This window comes from Blattabacterium cuenoti, from assembly GCF_014251695.1.
Classification (GTDB): domain Bacteria; phylum Bacteroidota; class Bacteroidia; order Flavobacteriales; family Blattabacteriaceae; genus Blattabacterium; species Blattabacterium cuenoti_T.
Map to the genome: position 1 here is coordinate 597,721 of NZ_CP059195.1, position 24,177 is coordinate 621,897.

26 protein-coding genes and 4 tRNA genes are annotated in these 24,177 nt (G+C 23.6%); 11 read left to right on the forward strand and 19 right to left on the reverse strand.

What is annotated here, in order from left to right; all coding sequences use genetic code 11:
- Nucleotides 1–113 precede the first annotated feature (113 nt).
- Together fmt and H0H62_RS02880 are read left to right on the forward strand one after the other, a co-directional pair.
- On the forward strand, nt 114–1,082 hold the full coding sequence (fmt, locus tag H0H62_RS02875; RefSeq protein ID WP_185860688.1) for a methionyl-tRNA formyltransferase: 969 nt from the start codon (nt 114–116) through the stop codon (nt 1,080–1,082).
- 98 nt (nt 1,083–1,180) lie between these two features.
- Nucleotides 1,181–1,447, forward strand: coding sequence for an HU family DNA-binding protein (locus H0H62_RS02880; RefSeq protein ID WP_185860689.1), 267 nt, complete (start codon nt 1,181–1,183; stop codon nt 1,445–1,447).
- A gap of 44 nt (nt 1,448–1,491) precedes the next feature.
- Here H0H62_RS02880 and pdxH read toward each other — a convergent pair whose 3' ends face one another.
- Entirely contained in the window at nt 1,492–2,148 is a 657-nt protein-coding gene (gene pdxH / locus H0H62_RS02885; RefSeq protein WP_185860690.1) for a pyridoxamine 5'-phosphate oxidase, read from the reverse strand.
- Nucleotides 2,149–2,243: 95 nt separating this feature from the next.
- On the opposite strand from pdxH, the gene H0H62_RS02890 reads away from it, so the two are divergent.
- From H0H62_RS02890 to pheT, 3 genes are all read left to right on the forward strand, one after another.
- Nucleotides 2,244–2,317: transfer RNA gene (locus H0H62_RS02890), tRNA-Met, on the forward strand.
- A gap of 54 nt (nt 2,318–2,371) precedes the next feature.
- Entirely contained in the window at nt 2,372–3,499 is a 1,128-nt protein-coding gene (locus H0H62_RS02895) for a DNA polymerase III subunit beta (protein WP_185860691.1), read from the forward strand.
- Nucleotides 3,496–5,556: a phenylalanine--tRNA ligase subunit beta gene (gene pheT, locus H0H62_RS02900; protein WP_185860692.1), complete on the forward strand. Its 2,061-nt coding sequence runs from the start codon at nt 3,496–3,498 to the stop codon at nt 5,554–5,556. The genes H0H62_RS02895 and pheT overlap by 4 nt, the downstream gene beginning before the upstream one ends.
- Before the next feature lie 2 nt (nt 5,557–5,558).
- Here the strand turns inward: pheT and H0H62_RS02905 are convergent, their stop codons facing one another.
- Together H0H62_RS02905 and trxB are read right to left on the reverse strand one after the other, a co-directional pair.
- On the reverse strand, nt 5,559–7,004 hold the full coding sequence (locus H0H62_RS02905) for a glycine--tRNA ligase (RefSeq protein WP_185860693.1): 1,446 nt from the start codon (nt 7,002–7,004) through the stop codon (nt 5,559–5,561).
- A complete protein-coding gene (gene trxB, locus H0H62_RS02910; protein WP_185860694.1) occupies nt 6,991–7,953 on the reverse strand; it encodes a thioredoxin-disulfide reductase in 963 nt (320 codons plus the stop codon). Before trxB ends, H0H62_RS02905 begins: the two co-directional genes overlap by 14 nt.
- Before the next feature lie 78 nt (nt 7,954–8,031).
- On the opposite strand from trxB, the gene H0H62_RS02915 reads away from it, so the two are divergent.
- Complete coding sequence (locus tag H0H62_RS02915) at nt 8,032–8,466, forward strand: type I restriction enzyme HsdR N-terminal domain-containing protein (RefSeq protein WP_185860695.1); 435 nt, start codon at nt 8,032–8,034, stop codon at nt 8,464–8,466.
- Between the two features lie 14 nt (nt 8,467–8,480).
- On the opposite strand, the gene gap is transcribed toward H0H62_RS02915, so the two are convergent.
- From gap to fabZ, 7 genes are all read right to left on the reverse strand, one after another.
- On the reverse strand, nt 8,481–9,491 hold the full coding sequence (gene gap, locus H0H62_RS02920) for a type I glyceraldehyde-3-phosphate dehydrogenase (RefSeq protein WP_185860696.1): 1,011 nt from the start codon (nt 9,489–9,491) through the stop codon (nt 8,481–8,483).
- 27 nt (nt 9,492–9,518) lie between these two features.
- Complete coding sequence (gene lepA / locus H0H62_RS02925; RefSeq protein ID WP_185861017.1) at nt 9,519–11,309, reverse strand: translation elongation factor 4; 1,791 nt, start codon at nt 11,307–11,309, stop codon at nt 9,519–9,521.
- Nucleotides 11,310–11,338: 29 nt separating this feature from the next.
- Nucleotides 11,339–11,411: transfer RNA gene (locus H0H62_RS02930), tRNA-Arg, on the reverse strand.
- A gap of 15 nt (nt 11,412–11,426) precedes the next feature.
- On the reverse strand, nt 11,427–12,029 hold the full coding sequence (gene pth, locus H0H62_RS02935) for an aminoacyl-tRNA hydrolase (RefSeq protein WP_185860697.1): 603 nt from the start codon (nt 12,027–12,029) through the stop codon (nt 11,427–11,429).
- 5 nt (nt 12,030–12,034) lie between these two features.
- Nucleotides 12,035–12,910, reverse strand: coding sequence for a succinate--CoA ligase subunit alpha (sucD, locus tag H0H62_RS02940; protein ID WP_185860698.1), 876 nt, complete (start codon nt 12,908–12,910; stop codon nt 12,035–12,037).
- A gap of 18 nt (nt 12,911–12,928) precedes the next feature.
- Nucleotides 12,929–13,498, reverse strand: coding sequence for an elongation factor P (locus tag H0H62_RS02945; protein WP_185860699.1), 570 nt, complete (start codon nt 13,496–13,498; stop codon nt 12,929–12,931).
- Between the two features lie 6 nt (nt 13,499–13,504).
- On the reverse strand, nt 13,505–14,797 hold the full coding sequence (gene fabZ, locus H0H62_RS02950; RefSeq protein WP_185860700.1) for a 3-hydroxyacyl-ACP dehydratase FabZ: 1,293 nt from the start codon (nt 14,795–14,797) through the stop codon (nt 13,505–13,507).
- A gap of 140 nt (nt 14,798–14,937) precedes the next feature.
- Between fabZ and H0H62_RS02955 the strand changes: the two genes are divergently transcribed.
- Both H0H62_RS02955 and rpmH read left to right on the forward strand, forming a co-directional pair.
- A complete protein-coding gene (locus H0H62_RS02955) occupies nt 14,938–15,135 on the forward strand; it encodes a hypothetical protein (RefSeq protein ID WP_185860701.1) in 198 nt (65 codons plus the stop codon).
- A complete protein-coding gene (rpmH, locus tag H0H62_RS02960; RefSeq protein ID WP_185860702.1) occupies nt 15,132–15,281 on the forward strand; it encodes a 50S ribosomal protein L34 in 150 nt (49 codons plus the stop codon). The genes H0H62_RS02955 and rpmH overlap by 4 nt, the downstream gene beginning before the upstream one ends.
- A gap of 7 nt (nt 15,282–15,288) precedes the next feature.
- On the opposite strand, the gene H0H62_RS02965 is transcribed toward rpmH, so the two are convergent.
- A complete protein-coding gene (locus tag H0H62_RS02965) occupies nt 15,289–16,356 on the reverse strand; it encodes a M14 family zinc carboxypeptidase (RefSeq protein ID WP_317168394.1) in 1,068 nt (355 codons plus the stop codon).
- Between the two features lie 292 nt (nt 16,357–16,648).
- Here H0H62_RS02965 and H0H62_RS02970 point away from each other — a divergent pair, with 292 nt between their 5' ends.
- On the forward strand, nt 16,649–17,461 hold the full coding sequence (locus H0H62_RS02970; RefSeq protein WP_185860704.1) for a CPBP family intramembrane glutamic endopeptidase: 813 nt from the start codon (nt 16,649–16,651) through the stop codon (nt 17,459–17,461).
- A 63-nt stretch (nt 17,462–17,524) separates the two neighbouring features.
- Nucleotides 17,525–18,442, forward strand: a complete 918-nt coding sequence (locus H0H62_RS02975) for a ribonuclease Z (RefSeq protein WP_185860705.1) — start codon at nt 17,525–17,527, stop codon at nt 18,440–18,442.
- On the opposite strand, the gene H0H62_RS02980 is transcribed toward H0H62_RS02975, so the two are convergent.
- Nucleotides 18,433–19,626, reverse strand: coding sequence for an ABC transporter permease (locus H0H62_RS02980; RefSeq protein WP_185860706.1), 1,194 nt, complete (start codon nt 19,624–19,626; stop codon nt 18,433–18,435). The genes H0H62_RS02975 and H0H62_RS02980 overlap by 10 nt on opposite strands.
- A 15-nt stretch (nt 19,627–19,641) precedes the next feature.
- Entirely contained in the window at nt 19,642–19,950 is a 309-nt protein-coding gene (locus H0H62_RS02985) for a ribosome-binding factor A (RefSeq protein ID WP_185860707.1), read from the reverse strand.
- A gap of 126 nt (nt 19,951–20,076) precedes the next feature.
- Here H0H62_RS02985 and H0H62_RS02990 point away from each other — a divergent pair.
- Nucleotides 20,077–20,150 (forward strand) — tRNA-Ile (locus tag H0H62_RS02990).
- 16 nt (nt 20,151–20,166) lie between these two features.
- Here H0H62_RS02990 and H0H62_RS02995 read toward each other — a convergent pair.
- From H0H62_RS02995 to sufC, 6 genes are all read right to left on the reverse strand, one after another.
- Nucleotides 20,167–20,241: transfer RNA gene (locus H0H62_RS02995), tRNA-Arg, on the reverse strand.
- Nucleotides 20,232–20,495 carry a 50S ribosomal protein L27 gene (rpmA, locus tag H0H62_RS03000; RefSeq protein ID WP_185860708.1) on the reverse strand — a complete coding sequence of 88 codons (264 nt, stop codon included), beginning with the start codon at nt 20,493–20,495 and terminating at the stop codon, nt 20,232–20,234. Before rpmA ends, H0H62_RS02995 begins: the two co-directional genes overlap by 10 nt.
- Nucleotides 20,496–20,501: 6 nt before the next feature.
- Entirely contained in the window at nt 20,502–20,825 is a 324-nt protein-coding gene (gene rplU / locus H0H62_RS03005; RefSeq protein WP_185860709.1) for a 50S ribosomal protein L21, read from the reverse strand.
- A 16-nt stretch (nt 20,826–20,841) separates the two neighbouring features.
- Nucleotides 20,842–22,077 (reverse strand): aminotransferase class V-fold PLP-dependent enzyme, encoded by a 1,236-nt coding sequence (locus H0H62_RS03010; protein WP_185860710.1) that lies wholly within the window; start codon nt 22,075–22,077, stop codon nt 20,842–20,844.
- Between the two features lie 8 nt (nt 22,078–22,085).
- Nucleotides 22,086–23,390 (reverse strand): SufB/SufD family protein, encoded by a 1,305-nt coding sequence (locus H0H62_RS03015; RefSeq protein WP_185860711.1) that lies wholly within the window; start codon nt 23,388–23,390, stop codon nt 22,086–22,088.
- A 25-nt stretch (nt 23,391–23,415) separates the two neighbouring features.
- On the reverse strand, nt 23,416–24,168 hold the full coding sequence (gene sufC, locus H0H62_RS03020) for a Fe-S cluster assembly ATPase SufC (RefSeq protein WP_185860712.1): 753 nt from the start codon (nt 24,166–24,168) through the stop codon (nt 23,416–23,418).
- Nucleotides 24,169–24,177: the final 9 nt, after the last annotated feature.

Sequence of the window (24,177 nt, forward strand, 5' to 3'; positions counted from 1 at the left end):
AAAAATCAAAAAAAATAATATTTTATTTTATATATTTGATTTTCAAAAATCAATGAACTTTTTCATAAAAATTACAAGATAAAATTAGAGAATTTAAATTACAAATAAATTGCATGAAAAAGTTTCCAAAAATTGTATTTATAGGTTCAAACCATTTTTCTCTTTATGCTTTAAAAAAATTATATATAAAACAATACAATATTGTAGGAATAATTACAAGCCCTGACAATAAATTTTTTAAAAATAAAGGAAAAAAAGCATTTACTCCTGTAAAAATATACGCATTAGAAAATAATATACCCTTTTTACAACCTAAAAATCTTACAAGTTATTCTTTTTTAGAGAATCTAAAAATATGGAATGCAGATATACAAATTGTTGTTTCTTTTAGAATTTTACCTAAAGAAGTATGGAATTTTCCTAAAATGGGGTCTTTTAATTTACATGCATCTCTTCTTCCACAATATAGAGGAGCTGCTCCTATTCATTGGGCAATTATTAATGGAGAAAAAAAAACTGGATTGACAACTTTTTTCATAGAAGAAAAAATAGATTCTGGAAAAATTATTTTACAAAAAAAAATAAAAATAAGAAAAAAAGAAACAGCAGGAGAATTAGAAAAAAAATTAAAAAGAATGAGTGGTCCTATAGTAATTCAAACTTTAGAAAATATTGTGACAAACAAAATGAAACCTATTTCTCAAAATCATATTGATTCTTATTTATTAAAAAATGCTCCAAAAATATCGACAGAAGACTGTAGAATACAATGGGGTAATCCTTCTATAGAATCTATATACAATAAAATAAGAGGATTAAGTCCTTATCCTACAGCGTGGACTTTATTATTTTTCAATAATAAAAAATTTGTTAGATTTAAAATCTTTTTTGTAAAAAAAATACGGAATATCCATACTTTTCCAACTGGATCTATATTCATTATTTCATCCAATGAAATGAAAATATCTGTTAAAGAGGGGTTTATCTCTATTATCGAAGGACAAATAGAGGGAAAAAAAAGAATGTATATAAAAAATTTAATTAACGGATTGAAAATAAGAGAAAATCTCTTCGTTCGATAAAAAATTTTAATCATTTATTCTTTATATATAATATATATTTGCTGTTGCTTTAATTATAAGATTATTTTTATAGTTAACTAAAATTAAATTAATTATTCATGAATAAAACAGAATTGGTTAATTCAATAGCTGAAAAAACTGGAATAACAAAAATAAAAGCTAAAAACGTGACAGATGCATTTATAGAAACAGTAATCGAATCTCTAAAAAAAGGAGAGAAGGTTACTTTAGTCGGATTTGGGACCTTTTCTGTGGTAGAAAGACATCCCAGAAATGGAGTTAACCCTAGAACAGGAAAAAAAATACATATTCCAGGAAAAAAAGTAGCTAAATTTAAAATAGGAGCAGAATTGACAAAATTCTGACTTTAAAGAGATAAAGTTTAAAAACTTTATCTCTTTATTTTATATTATGGAGATAATCTATATAAGATCCATTTTTTTTCTTTCCCTAAAAGATAAACAAGTCTATCATGAAGTCTGTTAGGTTGCCCCTGCCAAAATTCCATTTTGTAAGGTTTTACGACATATCCTCCCCAATAAAAAGGACGTTTTATAATTTTTCTATGAAAAAAATTTTTCCATTTTTTATATTGTTTTAATAAATATTCTTTAGATGAAATTATCATGCTTTGTCTAGAAACCCAACTTCCAATTTGATTTCCTCTAGGTCTATTATGAAAATATTCATCTGATTTTTTTCTTTGAATTTTTGATGTTATTCCTTTAATAATGATTTGTCTTTCCATATTTTTCCAATAAAAAGAAATACATACTTTTGGTATATTTTGAATTGCTCTTCCTTTAATACTATAATAATTTGTATAAAAAATAAATCCGTTTTCTGAATATTCTTTTAGTAAAACTACTCTTGTTTCTGGGCCTCCATCCTCTCCTATAGTAGAAATAAACATTGCGTTGATTTCTTCATTATCTTTTTCTTTATAATAGGATTTTTCCTCTTGAAACCAATCATCAAATAACTGAAAAGGATCTCTTGGGACTTCAGATTCCAATAAAGAATCTTTTGCATAATTTTTTCTAAAATTACTCAAATCAATAGTCATAATCTTATAATATGAATATAATTAATATAAAATAAAAATATATTAACTTTATCTATTGTGATATAGATAATCTTATTATATTAAATACTAATATTGGCGTGATAGCTCAGTTGGTTAGAGCGTTGGATTCATAACCCAGAGGTCGGGGGTTCAAATCCCCCTCACGCTACTAAAAATGTATTTTCATTGTTTTCTCAATAATATAAAATAACATTATAAAAATATGTATTTTTCTGTTTTTAGTTCCTCTCTATTAAGAAAATTGCATACTTTATATAAAATTATAAATATTAATAATTTATCGAATTCAATTACTTTTGTAGTTTCGAAAAAAAATAAATTAAAAATTATATGGGGATTAGATTCAAAAAACCTAATATATACATATATTAAAATATATATTAAAAAATATACAAATGAAAAAGTGACTGTATCTATTAAATTTATGATAGATATTTTGACTACATTTTATAATGAAAAACTTCTTATAAAAAAGAAAAAAAATACACTGAATATCTATTCCAAACAAGGAATTTATGAAATCCCTATTTATTATGATTCAAATCATAGTAACATCCTTATATTTAAATCTTATTTTTTAAGAATTTCTTTATTTTCAAATATTCTTTTAAAAATATTAAAAAAAACTTTATTTGCTACTGGAGACGAAGATTTAAAACCTATATTCAATGGAGTTTTTTTTCAATTTTTTACCAATGAAGCGAATTTTGTGGCAACAGATACTTATAAATTAGTAAAATATACTATAAAAAATTTTAAAACAGATAAAAATATACAATTTATTGTTTCTCGAAAATATCTTAATATAGTTAAGGATATTCTAACATATGAGAAAAAAAATAAGATAATTTTTCTTATAATATTCAATACTAATATTATTTTTCATTTTAAAAATCATATTTTTTCATGTCAACTAATAAATGAAAAATATCCAAATTATCATTCTTTTATTCCTCATCAAAAATGTCATATCTCTCTTATTATTAATAAATTTTTATTATTAAATACTATTAAAAGAATTTCTATTTTTTCTAAAAAAAATTTTTTTATTGATTTTCATTTTAATCATAAAAAATTAAAAGTTTGTGATCAAAATACGATTGATCTTAATAATTCTATTTATGAAATAGAATGTAAAGTAATTTTTAACTATTTGAAAAATATGAAAATAGGTTTTAATTCTAAATTTTTGATTGAAACTTTGTCTTCTTTAAATGAAGATTTTGTTTATTTTGAATTATATCAGAAAATGGGAATTATAAAACCTTTATATAATAAAAAAAAAGAAGAATCTATTTTTATATTGATTATGTCTACAATAAAAATATGAAAATATCATTGAATTGGATTAAAAAATATGTATTTCCTCTTAATATAGATGAAAATGAGATATCCAAGATATTATCTGATATTGGATTAACAGTAAAAGGAATTCATAATATGGATAATGATTTTGTTTTAGACCTGGAAATTACACCTAATCGGACAGATGCGATGAGTCATTACGGAATTGCACGTGATTTATACGCGGTTTTGAAATTTCGTGGATATAAAGTCAATTTGTTAAAACCAGAAATAAATAAACAAATTATTAATTTTGGTAATAAATCCCATATTCAAATTTGTATAAAAATACATAAAAAATGTATAAGATATTCCGGTATATTAATTTCTAAAATTAAAATAGAACCGTCTCCATATTGGTTGATTTCTATATTAGAATCTATAGGAATTAAATCTGTCAATAATATAATAGATACAATACATTTTGTTATGTATGAATTAGGACAACCCATACATATTTTTGATATGGATCAAATAGAAGATGGAAAAATTATAATAAAAAATGCGGAAAAAAATACATATTTCCAATCTTCAGATAAAAAAATAATAAAACTTGATGAAGAAGATTTAGTAATTTATGATACTGTAAAACCATTATCTATAGCCGGAATAATCAATAATGTAAAATCAAATATACATATTAAAAGCAAAAATATTTTTATTGGAAGTGCTTGTTTTGATCCCATTATTATCCGGAATATTAGAAAAAAGCATTGTATAAAAACAGAAATGTCCCATTTTTTTGAAAAAGATATTGATCCTAATCAAACTGTGTATACTTTACAAAGAGTAGCTTTTCTTATAAAAGAAATAATAAAAAATAAAATAATATGCTCAGATATAATCGATTTTTATCCTAATCCTATATCTTTTTACAAAATAAAACTTCGTTATAGTAAAATACTAAATGTTATAGGAAGAAAAATATCGATAAAAAAAATTAAAAAAATTTTATCATTATTAGAAATTTTGATTCATTTTGAAAATGATAAACATTTATTGATTAGTATTCCTTCTTATAGAACAGATGTTCAAAGAGAAATAGACGTAATTGAAGAAATATTACGCATTTATGGAATTCATAAAATTCCAATATACAATAAAACAAAAATTTATACACTTCCTAAAGTTTTTTATAAAACAGAATATGAAATACAAAAAATACTTTTTGAACAATTAGTTTCTTATGGATTTCAAGAGATTATTTCTTCCACTATGATTAATGAAGAGGAATATTCTTCTTTACTCAATTCTTTTTTTTATAGAAAAAAAATTAAAGTGATTAATCCCGTGAACCAAAGTTATAAATTTATGCGCTCCAGTTTATTATTCAGTATGATAAATTGTATAGAATATAATTATAAAAATAATCGAATCGACTCCAATATTAAATTTTTTGAATTAGGAAAAATATATTTTCAACAAAATAATAAATTTTTAGAAAAAACCTACCTTGGAATAGCTATATCGAAAAAAGAAAAAACTAAATCTAAAAATTATTATTTTTTGTATTTAAAAGGAATTATTGAACAAATTTTTCAAAAAAGTGGAATATTTAATTATGTTCAAACACTTTCTAAACATCCATTGTTGGAAAATGGCGTTACTATACTATACAATCAGAAAAATTTAGTCGAATTAGGAAAATTTAAAAAAAATATTTTAAAAAAAAATGAAATATTTTATGCAGAAATTGATTGGAAATATTTAGTATCTCTTATTCAAAAACAAAAAATGATTTACATTCCATTTTCAAAATATCCTACTTCAAAAAGAGATTTATCTATATTAGTGGACAAAAGTATTTCATTTGAAAAAATAAATCAATTAATTAAAAAAAAAGAAAATCATATAATTAAAAAAATTAAAATATATGATTTATATGAAGGGATAAATTTTCCAAATTCAAAAAAATCCTACACTGTAAGTTTCCTTTTTGAAAGCCAAAAGGAAACATTGACTGATAAAATTATTAATAATTCAATGAAAGAGATTGAATTATTTTTAAAAAAACAATTAAAAGCTGAAATTAGAGAAAAATAAAATTATATCAAATAAGATAATTTTTTTAAAATTTTTTTTAATCCAGTTTCTTGTTCTATAATTTTTGATATTTCTTTTATGTAAATTCTTTTTTGTTTCATACTATCTCTCTCTCTCATGGTCACTGTATTTGTTTTTATAGTATCGTAATCTACAGTAAAACAAAATGGAGTTCCTATAGCATCTTGTCTTCGATACAATTTTCCAATGGATTCTTTTTCATCGTAAATTAATCTATAATGAATTTTTATATCATTAAATATTTTTTTTGCTATTTCTGGTAATCCATCTTTTCTAACTAATGGAAATATGGCAGCTTGAATTGGGGATAAATAATAGGGTAATTTTAATACTATACGCATTTTTCCGTTTTTTAATTTTTCCTTTTTTAAGGAAGAAGAAAATATAGCCAAAAAAAGACGATCTAATCCTAAAGATGTTTCTATAACATAAGGAATATAATTCCTTTTTGATTCAAAAATTCTTAGTTTTTTTTTTGAACATAATTCGTGGTTTTTTAAATCAAAATCCCTACGAGAATGAATTCCTTCTATTTCTTGAAATCCAAAAGGAAAATGAAATTCTATATCTGATCCATAAGTCGCATAATGAGCTAAATGATCATGATCACACAATTTATAAGATTTTTTATTATTTTCTAAATTTAATTCTAAATGCCATTTTAATCTATTTTTTTTCCAATATTCATACCATTTTATTTCTTCTTCGGGAAGAATAAAAAATTGCATCTCCATTTGTTCAAATTCCCGCATTCTAAATATAAATTTTCTTGCAATAATTTCATTTCTAAAGGATTTTCCTATTTGAGCAATTCCAAACGGAATCTTCATTCTATTAGATTTTATAACATTATGAAAATTAGAAAATATTCCTTGAGCTGTTTCAGGACGAAGATATAAATCTTTTTCATTTTTAATTTTAAACATCATATTGAAATGACGAATTTTTGTCCAATTTTTTTTTTTAAAAACGGGATCACAGATGGATAATTCATCCATTAAAACTTTGATATCTACAAAATTTTTTGTTTTCAAAGATTGATATAAACGAGATAATGTTTCATCTTTTTTTTTAGGATTATTTAAAAAATTTTTTTCTACATATTCCTGAATTAAAATTTCAGGACGATATCTTTTTTTAGAATCTTTATTATCAATTAATAATTGGTTAAATTGATCAACATGACCAGATGCATGCCAAACATCAGAATGCATAAAAATAGAAGAATCAACTCCCACTATATTTTCATGAAGTTGAGTCATTGATTTCCACCAAAATTTTTTGATATTATTTTTTAATTCCACTCCATGTGGACCATAATCATAAACTGCATTTAATCCTCCATAAATTTCACTAGAAGGAAAAATAAAACCATAAATTTTTGCGTGAGAAATTAAAAAATCAAAAAAATGATTAGATTTTTTCATATTCTTCACATAAAGATAAATACTTTTCCAAATCTAATGCAGCCATACATCCAGTACCAGCAGAAGTAATAGCTTGACGATAAATAGGATCTTGTACGTCTCCAGCAGCAAATACTCCAGGTTTACTAGTTCTAGTTTCTCCTTTTTGTACAATAATATATCCTCTTTCATCCAAATCTAATTTAGATTTAAAAATTTCTGTATTAGGAACATGACCTATTGCAAGAAATAAACCACTAATTAAAATTGTTCTATTCATTTTATTTTTTTGATTAAAAATTTTAATCCCTTCCAAAAAATTATATCCAATAATTTCTGTAACATTAGAATAAAATAAAATATCAATATTATTTTTTTTTAAAATACGCTCTTGCAGAGCTTTAGATGCTTTAAAATAACCTTTTCTTACGATTATATATACTTTTTGGCAAATTTTAGCTAAATAATTCGCTTCTTCTAAAGCCGTATCTCCACCTCCTATCACTGCTACATTTTTTTCTTTATGAAAAAAACCATCACAAGTAGCACAAGAAGAAATTCCTAATCCCATAAATTTTTTTTCTTTATTAATTCCTAAAAATTTTGGACGAGAACCTGTAGCGACAATTAATCCTCTACTTTCTAGATATTTTTTTTTATCCAAAAAAACACGATGTATCCCTCCTTTTTTATTGGATAAAATAACATGGATCACTGATTGATTTATTATTTTAGTATTAAAACGTTCTGCTTGCTTTTTACAATTATTCATTAAATCATTTCCATTAACTCCTTCATAAAATCCAAGATAATTATCCACACTAGTTGTAGTAGTCAATTGTCCTCCAGGTTGGGATCCAGTAAAAAGAATAGGATTCATATCAGCTCTTGCCGCATACACAGCAGAAGAATAACCAGCAGGACCAGATCCAATAATAATACAATCTTGTATTTTTTTTTTGAATAACATAAGAATATTTATTTTTTTAACAAAAAATTCTATACAATAAATAATATTTTAATTTTTATCATTTAATAATAATAAATTATGCATAATTTAAATTTATTTATAATAAAATATTTACATTTAAAAAAAATAAGAAATAGAATTCATATATTTTGCGTTATTAGAAAAAAATTTTATCTTTTTTCTCAAGAAGAAGTGATACGTCAATATATCATTTTTTTGTTAAAACAAGCAAAAAAGTATAAAAATTCCAACATATGGGTGGAATATCCTTTTAGGATAAATAAATTAAATAAACGATTAGATATTTTAGTTCAGTTTAACCAAAAACCGCACATATTGATTGAATGTAAACCCCCTAAAATTTCTATTACACAAAAAACTTTTGATCAAATATCCATATATAATCAAACTATCAAAGCTCCATTTTTAATGGTAAGTAATGGAATAAAAAATTTTATTTTCAAAGTTGATAAGTACAAAAAAAAATTTTTTTTTATAAAATATATTCCATAATTTATATCTACAAATTATAATGATAAAGAATGCATATAATCAATAAGATCTAATAATTTTGTAGAATAACCAACTTCATTATCGTACCACGATACTATTTTCAAAAAATTTGAATTTAACATAATGCTAGAATTTGCATCAAAAATAGAAATTCTTTGATCTCCTATAAAATCAGATGAAACAACAGCGTCTTCTGTATATCCCAATATACCTTTTAATTTAGTTTTAGAAGCATCTTTCATGCATAATTTAATTCTCTCAAAATTGGTATCTTTTTTAAGATTAACAGTAAAATCCAAAACGGAAACATTTGCCACAGGAACTCTAAAAGCCATTCCTGTTAATTTTCCATTTAAACTAGGGATAATTTTTCCTACTGCATTAGCCGCACCTGTTGATGATGGAATAATATTAACCAATGAAGATCTTCCTCCTCTCCAATCTTTATTAGAAATAGAATCAACAACTTTTTGAGTTGCAGTAGAGGCATGTATAGTTGTCATCAATCCTTGATATATTCCAAAATTATCATTTAAAACTTTAACAATTGGAGATAGACAATTTGTAGTACAGGATGCATTAGATACAATATTTTGATCTTGTCTCATATTTTCATGATTGACTCCCATAACAAACATAGGAATATCATCTTTAGGAGGAGCAGATAAAATTACTTTTTTAGCTCCTGATTTTAAATGAGCTTTAGCCAGATTTTTTGTCAAAAAAAGACCAGTAGATTCAACAACATATTCTACATTTAAATTTCCCCAATTTAGTTTTTCAGGGTCTTTTTCATTAGTAACTTTTACCCGCTTTCCATTCAATATTAGATAATTTTTATCTTCAATATGAACATTTTTTTTAAAAATACCATGAATGGAATCATATTTTAACATATAAGCTAAATACTCTATAGAGACTAAATCATTTATAGATACCACTTTCACATTATTCCTATTTAAAGCAGATAATAAAACCAGTTTTCCTATTCTTCCAATTCCATTAATTCCTATTTTTATAGACATATTTTAATAATTTTTATTATTGTCAAATTAATTTTTAACCTTCAAAAAAGTAATAAAAGTAGATGATGGAATTTCTACTTTTCCTATTTGTCGCATTTTTTTCTTTCCTTTTTTTTGTTTTTCTAAAAGTTTTCTTTTTCTAGAAATATCACCTCCATAACATTTATCCGTCACATTTTTTCTTAAAGCTTTAATAGTTTCTCTTGCTATAATTCGTCCAGATATAGAAACTTGAATAGGAATACTAAATTGATGTTTTGGAATTAAAACAGATAATTCTTGACATATTTGTTTTGCTAAAAAAAAAGCTTTTGTTTTATGAACTAAAAGAGATAAAGGTTCTATTTTTTCATGATTAATCAATACAGTAATTTTTTTTAAATCCGAATTTCTATAACCAATAAAATTATAATCAAAAGAAGCGTATCCATTAGAAATAGTTTTTAATTTATCATAAAAATCAAATACAATCTCTGATAAAGGCATTTCAAACATAATTTTAATTCTTTTTGAAGTCATATAATTATAATGACCAATCATAATTCCTCTTTTTTCAATGCATAATGATATTACATTTCCTATATAAAAATCTTTAGTTATAATAGAAACTGAAACATATGGTTCCTCTATTTTTTTTAATTTTTCTGTTTCTGGAAAATCTGAAGGATTATTGATTAAAATCTTTTGATTATTTTTCATATAAACCCTATAAGATACATTAGGAATAGTAAGTATTACGGAAATGTCATATTCACGCTCTAAACGATCTTTCACAATTTCCATATGAAGAAATCCTAAAAATCCACAATGAAAACCAAATCCTAATGCTGGAGAAGACTCAGGAATAAAAGAAAGTGCAGCATCATTTAATTGCAATTTTTCTATAGATGAACGTAATTCTTCATATTTTTCAGAATGAGTTGGATAAATGCTAGCAAAAACCATAGGTTTAAATTCTTTGAATTTTTGTATAGCTTTTTCAGCTGGTTTATGAGCATCTGTTATGGTATCTCCTACTTTTACTTCACTCGTATTTTTTATACCTGATACAACATATCCAACATCTCCTGTATTGATTTTATTCTTTGAAATACGTTTTAGCTTTAAAATCCCTATCTCATAAGCAGAATAAACTTTTCCTGTGGACATAAATCGTAATTTTTGTCCTTTTCGTATACAACCATTTTTTATTCTAAATAAGGCTTCAATTCCTCTAAATGGATTGTATAAAGAATCAAAAATAATAGCTTGTAATGGAGCTTGTGGATCTCCTTTTGGTGCAGGAATACGTGTAACTATTTGATTCAAAACATTATTAATACCTAATCCATTTTTTGCACTAACAGGAATAATATCTTCCATTTTACATCCTACCAATTCCATAATTTCTTTCATTACGTCTTCAGATATAGATTCTAATAAATCAATTTTGTTTAAAACTGGAATAATGGACAGATGATTTTTTAACGCTAAAGAAAGATTAGATATTGTTTGTGCTTGTACACTTTTCGTACAATCAACTACAAGTAAAGCTCCTTCACAAGCTGCAATAGAACGCGATACTTCATATGAAAAATCAACATGACCAGGGGTATCTATCAGATTAAGAATGTATATTTGATTATTATATTTATATTCCATTTGAACAGCGTGACTCTTGATAGTTATTCCACGTTCTTTTTCCAAATCCATATCATCCAATAGTTGATTACCTTTTCTTTCTGAAACTGTTTTTGTAAATTCCAACAAACGATCAGCTAATGTACTTTTTCCGTGATCTATATGCGCGATAATACAAAAATTACGAATATAATGAATCATGATTGATTAAGTTTTAAAATAATAAATAACCTTGAAGGGAATCGAACCCATACCATAGGAATCGGAATCCTATATTCTATCCTATTAAACTACAAGGCCATCATTACTTACTAATTAAGTATAACGATTGAACATGTTCATCGTTTTCTGTAGGCCATTTATTATAAATGAAAATATTATTTCTATACCTATATCTAATCTGGAAAAGAGATAATTCATTTCTTCCTTTTTCCAATTTCCTAATACATAAGAATCTACTTTTTTATAAAAATGATTTTTTTTAATACCAAAACGAAGACGTGTATAATGAGATGTTCCGATTTCTTTTTCTATATTTTTCAACCCATTATGTCCTCCACTTCCTCCTTTTTTTCTTAAACGAAAACTACCAAAATTTAAATAAATATCATCAGATATTACAAGAATATTTTTTAATAAAATTTTTTCTTTTATCATCCAATATTTTACAGAAATCCCGCTATTATTCATATAAGTGGTAGGTTTTAAAAAAAAAAGTAATTTTCCATTATATATGAATTTATAAATAAAACCAAATTTCTTTTTTGAAAAAGAAAAAAAATATTTTTTCGATATTTGATCTAAAATCATAAATCCTAGATTATGTCTAGTTTTTTTATATAAACATCCTGGATTTCCTAATCCAATTATCAAGAATTTTTCTATATTCTTACAATTGTATAAGTGTGAAGAACTCATCCCAATTAATGAAGGACTTCATATACGGCACTTCCTATATTATCCGGAGATTTAACGATATATATACCACTTTTTTCCATAATTTTCATTTTTTCCTGCGCAGTCTCTATTTTTTTTTCTATAATAGCTCCAGCATGCCCCATCGTTCTACCTTTTGGAGCAGTTTGTCCAGCTATAAAACCTATCACTGGTTTTTTTTTATCTATTTTTGTAATCCATTCAGAAGCCTCAATTTCTAATATACCTCCTATCTCTCCGATCATAACAATACATTCTGTTTCTGAATCATGTAAAAATAATTTCATAATTTCTTTTATACTCATTCCTACAATAGGATCTCCTCCTATACCAATAGCTGTGGAAATTCCATAACCAAATTTTACAATTTGATCTGCTGCTTCATAAGTTAGAGTTCCTGATCTAGAAATTATCCCTACATTTCCTTTTTTTTTAAATACTGAATTTGGCATTATTCCTACTTTTGACTCTTCTGGAGAAATAATACCAGGACAATTTGGCCCTATTAAATGAGATTTTTTATTCTTCAAAAAATACTTTACTTTAACCATATCTGAAACTGGAATTCCTTCTGTGATACATACAATAACTTGTATTTTCATATAAATAGATTCTAAAATAGCATCATAAGCAAAAGTTGCAGGAACAAAAATAATGCTAACATTTCCTCCTGTATGATTCACTGCTTCTTCAATAGTATTAAAAATAGGAATACCTAAATACGTTTTACCTCCTTTTCCTGGAGTGACTCCTCCGACTATAATAGTTCCATAATTTATCATTTGTTCAGTATGAAATAATCCTTCTTTCCCAGTTAATCCTTGTACAAGGACTTTAATATTTTTATCTATCAAAATACTCATAATTCTTAATTAATTATTTTATTTTCTAACTCTCTCTATATAAGATCTATTTTTAGTATTTATCTTAATAAGATCTCCGATATAGATAAAAGAAGGGACCAATAATTTAGTACCTGTTTCTAAAATAACAGTTTTATTGGTCTTATTAATAGTATCTCCTTTTTTTATATATTCTGTTTTTTTCACTTTTAAAATCACTGTAGAAGGTATTTTTAAAAATAAAAAAATTTTTTCTTTTTCACTTTTTATATGAAAAAAAATGGATATTTTCATCCCTTCTTTTAAAAATCCTATATTTATGTTTTTTATTAATTTTTCTTCTATCTGTATTTGATCATAATTATTATCATTAATAAAATGAAAAATATTTCTTTTTTTATATAAATACCTATATAAATAAGATTCTATTTGAACCTTTTTTAATTTATATTTTGCTGAAAAATTATTTTCTACAATATGTCCTGTTACTAAATTTTTTAATTTAGTCCTAATAAAGGCATATCCTTTTCCTGGTTTCACATGAAGAAAATCAATAATTTTGAATATTTCATTATTCCATTGTATATATAAACCTTTTTTTAAATTCATTGAATTTTAAAAATTTTCATAGTTTTTAACTATTTTTGCTACAACTTCTGCTTCTACTACAAGTTTATTATTCACATAACCTTTTCCTTGCATGTGAACAATGCCTCTTCTCATAGATTCTAACAAATAAACTTGAAAAATAATTATATCTCCAGGAACGATTTTGTGTTTAAATTTTACTTTATCTATTTTTAAAAAATAAGTAGAATATAATTCAGGATGACTTAATTTATTTAACACAAGTATCCCTCCAACTTGTGCAATGGCTTCTATTTGTAATACTCCTGGCATAATTGGTTCTCTGGGAAAATGTCCTATAAAAAAAGATTCATTCATTGTTACATTTTTAACTCCTACAATACTTTTTTCTGTTAAGTCTATGACTTTATCTACTAAAAGAAATGGAGGTTTATGAGGTAGAATTTTCATAATACTTTTTATATCCAAAAGAGGTTTCTTTTTTAAATTGAATTCTGGAATATCATTTTTTTTAAATGTTTGAATTTTGTTCATTAACTCCTTTAAAAATTGCATAATAATATAATTATCTGGATTATAAAAAATTAATCTACCTTTCAATTTGGTCTCCATTAAAGTTAGAAGTCCTATAATATCTAAAAGAAAATGTTTAGCTATTTCATTCAATGCTTTATTTTTATAATAAAATGTGCTACAAAAAAAATAATTCATTATTTTTTTTTGTTTTTTTTTTTCATGAAGAATACAAAACATTTTTGAATTTGCAATTTTATGGAATTGATATAGATCTTTTAAAAGAGCATTTTGTGTATAACATTTAGAATCAAAATCTATAACGGTCATAATTTCAAATTCTTTAGACGGTAAAGCTAAAATTACTCCTCCTGTTTTTTTATTTTCATAAGAAATAATTTTCGTAATTGAAAAATATTTTCTTCTTTCGTTCTGTTCTATAATTCCTACTTTTTGAATTGCTTCTACAAAAAATTTAGAAGACCCATCCATAATGGGAATTTCAATATTATCTAATTCTATGATCACATTATCTAAATCCATACCTGTTAAAGCCGCTAAAATATGTTCAACAGTATAAATTTTGAATCCATTATTCTCTAAAATAATACCTTTATCTATGCTTTCCTTTATAAAAAAAGAATAATGAGCTTTAATACAAGGTTTTTCTTTTATATCTGTTCTAATAAAAATAAATCCTGTATAAATTGGAGCTGGTTTGAATGTAATAGTTACTTTTTTTTCAGTATATAAACCAACCCCTTGTAAAGAAATTTTTCCTGCAATAGTTTTTTGCTTTTCAAGCATATAATAATAATATATATTAAAACTTCATTCCTTTTAAATTAAATGAAAAACCATATTGTTCATAAATTTTACAAAAAAATACCAGAAAAATAAAAACTTTATGTAATTTCTATTAACAAATGTGTGATTTTTATTATATCATGAGTTTTTCAAGACGTATGATTTTATTTTTTACAGGTTTTATTATTGGTATTTTAATATTACTTTTTTTTTTCTATTCCTTTCAAAAAAGATTATTGAATATAAAAAAGAAAAAAATAATAGAAAATCAAGACAAAAAATATTTTTCTGATATGAAAAAAACAAACAATTTATTTATTATAAATAAAACAATATGAAAAGAACTTATCAACCTTCGAATAGAAAAAAAGTCAATGTTCATGGATTCATGAAAAGAATGAATTCAAAAACAGGTCGTATGATTATATCTAGAAGAAGGAAAAAAGGAAGAAAAAGACTAGCAGTCTATAATTTTAAAAAATGAAATTTTTTTACAAAATTTTAAAATATTCTATATTCCCAATTTCAGGAAAACTTTTCCCCTTTTCTCCATAAAATTTTTTACCTGTAACAATAAATTCTTCATAAGAAAAAAAATTTGATAAATCTCCTATATCTACTATTTTAGTGAAAAAAGTAAGATTTTTCTTCATTAAATCAATTTTTTCAAAATTCATTAAACCTATGTCGACTAAAAATTTATTTTTATTTTTTTGTATTTGTACTTTTCTATATATTTTATCTAACAAGATATTTTTATTTTCTGGAATGGAAAAATAAGATTTATAATTTCTTTCAAGATCTTCTACTTTATTATAAGAAATAAAATAAATTCCCGCAATAATAGATAACGTACTATATTTTCTAATAATTTTTTTTTGAAAGTCTTTGGGATAATTCCCTGATTCTATTAGAATACAAGGATAGCCTAATTGTTGTAACCGATCCCCAATTGCTGTAGGATACAATTTATCAGAAAATCGACCTATTGATCCTATATCAGGTAAAATTTTATAAAGTTCTTTTGTAATAAAATTTATAATTCCCATAGATTTTTTTCTGCTTTTAGAATAAACATTTTTATTCATAGATATAGAAGGAGATAAAAAAGATAAAATAGCAGGATTAAAATTTTGATATCCAACATTATAAATGCTTCTTTGATCATGTAAATTAAATAAAATATTAGGTTTGTTTTTTTCTATTTCTTTAAATAGAATTTGTATTTCTGGAGATTGTAAACGAATAGCATCTCTATTTAAATCTACATTTATAGCATTTCTTCTTTTAAAGATTTCAGATCCATCAGGATTTAACATCGGAATAAATAAAATAGTTAAACTTTTTTTTAAAAATTGAACTAAATTACAATTGTGCTCCTTTAAAAAAAAATTAAAAATATCAAACATAGATTTTGTTCCCGTAGTTTCATTTCCATGCATTTGAGACCAAATAAGTATTTTTATTTTTCCTATCCCCCATTTAATTTTGAAAATTTTCCTTTTTTCTATAGATAATCCTATAGGAACAATAGAACATATATTTTTATACTTATTCATAACTTTCAATAAGTCAGAATATCTGAAAATTTTTGAATTACCTATCCTACTTTCTTTAAAAAATTCATAACTATGAAAGAGAGATATAATATCGAAAAAAAACATTAAAATTTAAATTTTTTTTAAAAATTATACTATTTATGATTATGATTAATAACAAAATTGTTATTATCTTTCAAAAAAATAAAAAACTTTTACTAAGTTAAAAGTTTTTTATAAAAAAATATGAAATAGAACATGTTGGAAACAACAACAAAATCATATAAGAAAAATAAAGACGAATTTTTAACATATGAAGAATTATTTTAAAATAAATTACACCGAATCGATTTTATTAATAGTAGGATTTACTGCTTTAAATTTTTTCAACATAATTCTCAGAAAATTATTGATTTCTATTAATTTACCTGAAAGCATGATATTTTCAATATCATATACTCTCCCTTTCATTTTTTTATTTTTTTTCATATCTCATCAAGCTCAAAAGAAAAATCTATTCATAGATTTATCCATGAAATTATCTCCATGGTATATTTATTTTATTATTTTTTGTATGATGTTTTGTATGATAATTATGAATGAATATATTTCTTCACTCGTTCCAAGAGAAGGGCCTATATTAGGAAATATGTATAAAGAAATTGAAGAATTTCTAAAAGAAGAAGTTAAAAATCCAATTCCCTTTTTTTCTACTACAGTATTGTTAGCACCTATATGTGAAGAAGTTCTTTTTAGAGGTATTATTTTAAATGGAATGTTAAAAAATAAGATACATCCTATTAAGGCTATTTTATTTTCTTCATTTTTATTTGGATTAACTCATATGAACCCATGGCAATTTGTAGGAGGCATCATCATTGGTAGTTTTATAGGATTTATTTATTTTATAACTTCTTCTATTATAGACTGTATATTATTACATATATTTAATAATGCTTTCGCTATATTCACTATGTTTTTTGTTATGAAAAATGAAGATACTATTCTTTCAAAAGAAGAATATATAAATATTGGATACATCTTAATAATTGCTTTAATTATAATAATTAGTGGTAGTATTTTTCTTTTAAAAAGAAAGGAAAGTATAAAAAATAAAAAAATTTAATTTTTTCTTAAAAAATATAGATCATATATATGAATTAGAAAAATTATTAAAAAATTTTTCATAATGAAAAAGTCTTCACTAACTATTTTGGGATGTCATTCTTCCATCCCTACAAATAAGTTTCATCCCACTTCTCAAGTATTGGAAATGAAAGGTTTTTTTTTCCTTATTGATTGTGGAGAGGGAACACAAGTTCAATTAAGAAAAGCAAAAATAAAATTTAATAAAATAATACACATATTCATATCTCATTTACATGGAGATCATTTTTTCGGCCTTATTGGGTTATTATCTACTTTTCATCTATTAGGAAGAGAAAAATCAGTAAGTATTTATGCTCCAAAAGGATTAAAAGAAATCATTGATGTTCATTTTAAATGGTCTTATACTAAACTTAAATATTGTATAGATCATATAGAATTATCATCAAAAAAATTAGAAAAAATAATGGAAAATGAAAAAATAGAAATTTTTTCCATTCCATTGAAACATAGAATTTACGCAAATGGGTTTCTTTTTAGAGAAAAACCTAGTAATAGAAAATTAAATATAAAAGAAATTAAAAAAATACCTGATATTCAAATAGGAGATTATCCTAATTTGAAATTAGGAAAAGATTTTAAAACAAATAATGGAAGAGTGATTCCTAATTTTCAATTAACATTTGATCCCCCAAAAATATTATCTTACGCTTTTTGTTCAGATACCTCCTTTTACTTACCTATAATTGAATACATAAAATATGTAGATTTATTATATCATGAATCAACCTTTCTAAAAACAGAAGAAAATAGAGCTATGAAGACAGGACATTCTACAGCAAATCAGGCAGCATATATAGCTAAAAGAGCTAAAGTTAAAAAATTATTGTTAGGGCACTATTCAAACCGATTTCCTAATATTAAAGAATTTGAAAAAGAAGCAAAAGAAATCTTTTTTAATGTAGAAGCATCTGAACCTCTAAAAACATATTATTTATAATATGATATCATGTTATTAATTCTTTTTAAAGAAAAAAAAGATATAATAGATCCTATTATTAAAATAATACATATAACAATAAAAAAATCTTCTATTTTCACTTTAACAGGAAAAGGTATTTTTTTTTCTATTTTAAATATTTGATATTTTTCTTGTACAAAAAAAATAATATAAGATATTAATAATCCAATGAAACAACCAAAAATAGTAATCATTAATCCCATATAAAAAAATATTACCTTAATTCTATACAAAGAAAACCCCATACTCCATAATGTAAACAGTTCTTTAATTTTATCTAATTGTAAAATACAAATAGCACTAAACAAATTAAATCCAGTAATTAGTGTTATTAATACAAATAAAAAATATACAAATATTTTTTCTGTGTTCATAACTTTATATAAAATTTTCTCTCTTTCTGTACGTGTTATTATATCAAATTTTGATCCTAATTTTTGAACTAAAATGTTTTTCATATCATGAAGATTTACTTTATCATGAACCTTAATTTCTAATGCATGAAAAACTTTTTTTTTTATTATCTTTTGAAGTTCATATAAATTACAAAATAAATATTTATTATCCATTTTATGACTAAAATAAAAAATTCCTTTTACAGAAATTTTTATTTTCATAAATAATGAAACAGAAGTATTTTTTGGATTATCAAAAATAAATATTTGTAAAGGCATATTTATTATATGATATAATAATATTGGAAAATATGAAAGTATGGAATCCCATCCTACATATATATTTAAATAATCAAATTTATTATTTTTTAAATTAATTATTTTAAATTTATCCATAACTTTTTTATATTCAGTATCCACTCCTTTTAAAAAAAAAAAATATTCATGATTCTTATAATACAAGAAAATTTTTTTTTCCATTGTCTTAGAACAAGCTATAATTCCTTGTATAGATTTTATTTTATTGATAACAGAATCATCAATAAAATAATTTTTTTCATTTGAATAGGAAATAATTATATCAGGATAATGATTTTGATAAAATTTTTTATTTAAATCTTCCAATCCAGAAAAAACAAATAAAATTGCAGACAAAGAAAATGTGGAGATACAAATAGATAAAATTGATAGAATAACAATAATATTAACAAGATTAATTTTTTTTTTAGAAAAAAAATAACGTATAGATATATAAAAAGAAGTATTCAAAATACTATTAAAATTTTATACAGCTGCACAAAAATCCAATTTAGGAATTTTTTTTACACGATATCTCAATTTTATTGAAAGTAACTTTCTATAGAAAAAAGATTTAGAACGAATATATTTCAATATTTTTTTGTCCAAAAAAGGATAAATGCTAATATATACTTTTATTAAGTTCATATCATGGGTAATACATATTTTAATCAAAGTGACTAAAAATTTATTTTGACTTTGATTAAAATAGATTTCTTTATTAAGAATTTCTGCTATTTCTATAAAAAATATTGAAGATAATTTCTCATTTTTAATCAAGTTCATTTTTTTCATAACTTCGTCAATTGAATTAAAAACTTTTTTTCTATTTAATAATATTAAATAAAAAAATTATTTAAAAATTTGTAATAGGGGAAATAATGTTGTAAACTTGTACAGTTTTCATTCTATTCTTTTTTAGGTCTCATAGCTCAGTTGGTTAGAGCACCTGACTCATAATCAGGGAGTCGCTGGTTCAAATCCAGCTGGGACCATTTGTTTTTATATTTGTAACCGGGGAGGGATTCGAACCCACAACTTACAGTTTAGGAAACTGTTGTTCTATCCTAATTGAACTACCCAGTCTTAGTATCTATAATAGAAACAATCGATTTATTTTTTCTCCCTTTTTTAAAAGAAACATAACCATTTTTTGTAGCGTATAAAGTATGATCTTTCCCCATTCCTACATTTATTCCAGGATGATGTTTCGTTCCTCGTTGACGAACTATAATATTCCCAGAATTTACATATTGATTTCCATATATTTTAATACCCAATCTTCTCCCTACTGAATCTCTACCATTTCTAGAACTTCCAGAACCTTTTTTATGAGCCATATTATTTTAATGTTTTTTTTCTAAAAAAGAAATTATTTTTATTTTTGAAAATAAAGGTCTAAATCCATTTTTTACTTTATATCCTTTTCTTCTTCGTTTTTTTAAAATAATTATTTTTTTTCCTTTTATATGTTGTAAAATTTCTATTTGGACACTTATTTTTTCTAAAAAAGGATTTCCTAAAAGAAGTTCTCCTTCTTTAAAAAATAAAAAAACTTGATTTAATAATATTTTTTTTCCTACATTTTCAGAAATGTGAGGAACATAAATATATTTATTTTCAATAAGTTTAAATTGTTTATCTTTTATATTAACAATTGCGTATATCATAAATAATTTTAATACTTTACTTTAGTAATATTTTTTTTGCTTTTAAAAGACTTTCAAATAAATAATTTATTTCTTGAAAAGTATTATATATAGAAAAACTGACACGAATCATCCCTGAAACTTTAAAAAAGTTCATAAGAGGTTGTGCACATAAATGCCCTGTTCTAACCGCAATTCCTAAACGATCTAAAATACTCCCTACATCAAAACAATGTAATTCATCTAAATTAAAGGAAATAATACCAGATTTTACTGAAATATCTATAGAATTTCCATACAATTGAATTCCATCTATTGAACTTAAACGTTTTACAGCATATATTAAAAGCTCTTTTTTGTAATATTGAATATTTGATATCCCTATTTCTTTTACAAAATCTATAGCTGCTCCCCACACGATGATCCCTTCTATATTTGGGGTCCCGGCCTCAAATTTAAACGGTAGATCTGAATAAGTCGTTTTATCAAAACTTACATTTTTAATCATTTCACCTCCAAATTGATAAGGATTTAACTTTTCTAATATTTTCTCTTTTCCATACAATATCCCAATTCCAGTAGGCCCATACATTTTATGGGCGGAAAAAACATAAAAATCAACATTTAAATCTTGTACATCTAAATCTAAATTAGATGGAACTTGAGCTCCATCGACTAAAACTAAAGCACCATATTTATGAGCCTTATCAATAATATATTTCACAGGATTAACAATCCCTAAAACATTAGATATATGACTAATAGATACTATTTTTGTTTTTTCTGAAATAAAAAATTCAAAATCTGTTAATTTTAAAAAACCATTTTCATAAATAGATATTATTTTTAATATGGCTCCTTTTTTTTTACAAAGGATTTGCCATGGAACAATATTTGAATGATGTTCAATACAAGAAATAATAATTTCATCTCCTTTTTTTACAAAAGACTCCATACTAGAAGCTATCAAATTAATTGATTCTGTAGCCCCTTTTGTAAATATAATTTCCGAAGAATGTCTTGCATGAATAAATTTTCTAATTTTATTTCTTACATTTTCTACACATAAAGTAGCTTTATGACTAAGATAATGCAATCCTCTATGAATGTTAGAATTCATAGTAGAATAATAATTTTGAGACGCTTGAATTACCTTAACTGGCTTTTGAGTTGTTGCTGCATTATCCATATAAATCAAAGGATAAGAATATATTTTTTCTTTCAAAATAGGAAATTGATTTCTAATTTCTTGTATTTTTTTTTCTGAAAACATATATTTTATTATAAATATTTATATAATTTTTCCTTCATTTTTTTGTATATAAATTTTTTTAATTCAAAAATATGAACAGAAATTAACATTTCCTCTAAAAAAGACAATAACAATAACATTTTAGCTTTTTTTTTAGGGATCCCTCTTGATTGAAGATAAAATAATTCAGATTCTTGTATATTATCTACGGTACAACCATGTGAACATTTTACATATTCGGAATAAATTTCTAATTGAGGTTTAGCATATATACACGCTTCATCAGAAAGAATCACATTCTGATTTTTTTGGAAAGCATTTATTTCTTTTATAAATTTATTTATAATTATTCTTCCATTAAAAATTCCTTTAGATTTTTCACATAAAATATTTTTGTATAATTGAAAACTATAAGCATCTGAACATAAATGATTCATCAAAGTATGATGATCTACAAATTGTTTTCCTGATAAAAGAGAAATTCCATATAAATAAGAATAAGTTTTTTCTCCGCTAGAATAAAATTTTAGGTTATTTCTTATAAAATTTCCTTGAAAAGAAAAAGTATAAACGGTACATTTACTATTCTTATTTTGTTTAAAAAATGTATTATCTATTGTAGAAGTTTCTATTAAATCATTTTGTATTTTATAGTAGTCAATTATGCTATGATTCATAGCATAAATTTCACTTACAGAATTTATAAATACTAAATGTTTCCTCAAACATTTATAATGTTCTATAATTTTAACATAGGAATGTTCTCCTACTATAATTAAGTTTCTATTATTCAACATAATTTTAGATTCTATCCCTGTAGAAATATGTAATATTTCAATAGGATTTTCTAAAATGACATTATTAGGAATATAAATGCACGCTCCATCTTTTAATAAGATTGTATTTAAAGTATAAAATGCATCATATTGATATGATAGTCTTCCATAAAAATCTTTAATTTCATTTTCTTTAAGTGATACTATGTTTGATAACATAATATTTTCTGTTTGAGCAGAAGACAGATAAGGATCATATTTCCCATCTATAAAAATTAAAACAAAAGATTTTTCTTTTTTAAGAAAAGTTAATTCTTTTATTTTTTTATATTCTGTATTTTTTATTTTTTCATGTTTAAAAATAACATTATAGTCCTGGTTAATAATTGAGTCAATATCCGTATTTTTCCATTCCTCATTCTTTACAGAAGAAGGAAATCCTTTTTTTTGGAAAAAATCAGAATGTTTTCGTTTTAAAAAAGACATATAAGAATCTACTTTTCTTTCATCAGAAGAAAATTTATTAATTAATAATGTTATTTTTTCTCTTAACTGCATTTAATTTTAAAGTTAAACAATTCTTTTATACTTTATTTTTCACTATCCAATCATATCCTTCTTGTTCTAATTTTTCAGCTAATTTTTGATTTCCTGACTGTATAATTTTTCCATTATATAGAATATGAATGATATAATCTGAAAAAATGTAATTTAACAATCTTTTATAATGAGTAATAATTAAAACAGAATTTTTATCATTTCTAAAAGCGTTAATTCCTTGAGCAACTATACGTAAAGCATCTATATCTAAACCGGAATCAACTTCATCTAAAATAGATAATAAAGGATCTAACATCATCATTTGAAATATTTCGTTACGTTTTTTTTCTCCTCCCGAAAACCCTTCATTTAAAGAACGATAGAAGAAGTTTTTTTCAATATTTAATAAAGAAGATTTTTCTTTGATCTTTAATAAAATATTTTTAGAAGACATTTTTTTTATATTCCGTCCCTCACGAATAGAATTTAATGCGGTTTTAATAAAATTAACGATTGAGACTCCTGGTATTTCTATTGGATGTTGAAAAGAAAGAAAAATTCCTAAGTGAGCCCGTTCTTCTGGGGAAAAATTTTTTAAATTTTTATTCAAAAAATAAATATTCCCTTTAGTTATTTTATATTTTTTATTTCCTGCAATTATAGAAGCAAGAGTACTTTTTCCAGAACCATTAGGTCCCATAATAACATGACTCTCTCCTGTATTGATTTTTAAACTCACTCCTCTAAGAACCTTTTGATTTTCTATAGAAGCATGTAGATTTTCTATATTTAACATAATTTTTAT

Coding starts and splice junctions, on each gene's coding strand:
- H0H62_RS02985 (WP_185860707.1), bottom strand. CDS start 19,950: ATGAAAAAAATGAACTTGATTAAAAATGAGAAATTATCTTCAATATTT.
- H0H62_RS03010 (WP_185860710.1), bottom strand. CDS start 22,077: ATGTTTTCAGAAAAAAAAATACAAGAAATTAGAAATCAATTTCCTATT.
- H0H62_RS02955 (WP_185860701.1), top strand. CDS start 14,938: ATGAGTTTTTCAAGACGTATGATTTTATTTTTTACAGGTTTTATTATT.
- H0H62_RS02880 (WP_185860689.1), top strand. CDS start 1,181: ATGAATAAAACAGAATTGGTTAATTCAATAGCTGAAAAAACTGGAATA.
- pheT (WP_185860692.1), top strand. CDS start 3,496: ATGAAAATATCATTGAATTGGATTAAAAAATATGTATTTCCTCTTAAT.
- fmt (WP_185860688.1), top strand. CDS start 114: ATGAAAAAGTTTCCAAAAATTGTATTTATAGGTTCAAACCATTTTTCT.
- H0H62_RS02895 (WP_185860691.1), top strand. CDS start 2,372: ATGTATTTTTCTGTTTTTAGTTCCTCTCTATTAAGAAAATTGCATACT.
- trxB (WP_185860694.1), bottom strand. CDS start 7,953: ATGTTATTCAAAAAAAAAATACAAGATTGTATTATTATTGGATCTGGT.
- H0H62_RS02975 (WP_185860705.1), top strand. CDS start 17,525: ATGAAAAAGTCTTCACTAACTATTTTGGGATGTCATTCTTCCATCCCT.
- rpmA (WP_185860708.1), bottom strand. CDS start 20,495: ATGGCTCATAAAAAAGGTTCTGGAAGTTCTAGAAATGGTAGAGATTCA.
- sucD (WP_185860698.1), bottom strand. CDS start 12,910: ATGAGTATTTTGATAGATAAAAATATTAAAGTCCTTGTACAAGGATTA.
- H0H62_RS03015 (WP_185860711.1), bottom strand. CDS start 23,390: ATGCAGTTAAGAGAAAAAATAACATTATTAATTAATAAATTTTCTTCT.
- H0H62_RS02970 (WP_185860704.1), top strand. CDS start 16,649: ATGAAGAATTATTTTAAAATAAATTACACCGAATCGATTTTATTAATA.
- sufC (WP_185860712.1), bottom strand. CDS start 24,168: ATGTTAAATATAGAAAATCTACATGCTTCTATAGAAAATCAAAAGGTT.
- rplU (WP_185860709.1), bottom strand. CDS start 20,825: ATGATATACGCAATTGTTAATATAAAAGATAAACAATTTAAACTTATT.
- rpmH (WP_185860702.1), top strand. CDS start 15,132: ATGAAAAGAACTTATCAACCTTCGAATAGAAAAAAAGTCAATGTTCAT.
- H0H62_RS02905 (WP_185860693.1), bottom strand. CDS start 7,004: ATGAAAAAATCTAATCATTTTTTTGATTTTTTAATTTCTCACGCAAAA.
- fabZ (WP_185860700.1), bottom strand. CDS start 14,797: ATGCTTGAAAAGCAAAAAACTATTGCAGGAAAAATTTCTTTACAAGGG.
- pdxH (WP_185860690.1), bottom strand. CDS start 2,148: ATGACTATTGATTTGAGTAATTTTAGAAAAAATTATGCAAAAGATTCT.
- pth (WP_185860697.1), bottom strand. CDS start 12,029: ATGAGTTCTTCACACTTATACAATTGTAAGAATATAGAAAAATTCTTG.
- H0H62_RS02945 (WP_185860699.1), bottom strand. CDS start 13,498: ATGAATTTAAAAAAAGGTTTATATATACAATGGAATAATGAAATATTC.
- gap (WP_185860696.1), bottom strand. CDS start 9,491: ATGTCTATAAAAATAGGAATTAATGGAATTGGAAGAATAGGAAAACTG.
- H0H62_RS02915 (WP_185860695.1), top strand. CDS start 8,032: ATGCATAATTTAAATTTATTTATAATAAAATATTTACATTTAAAAAAA.
- H0H62_RS02965 (WP_317168394.1), bottom strand. CDS start 16,356: ATGAATAAGTATAAAAATATATGTTCTATTGTTCCTATAGGATTATCT.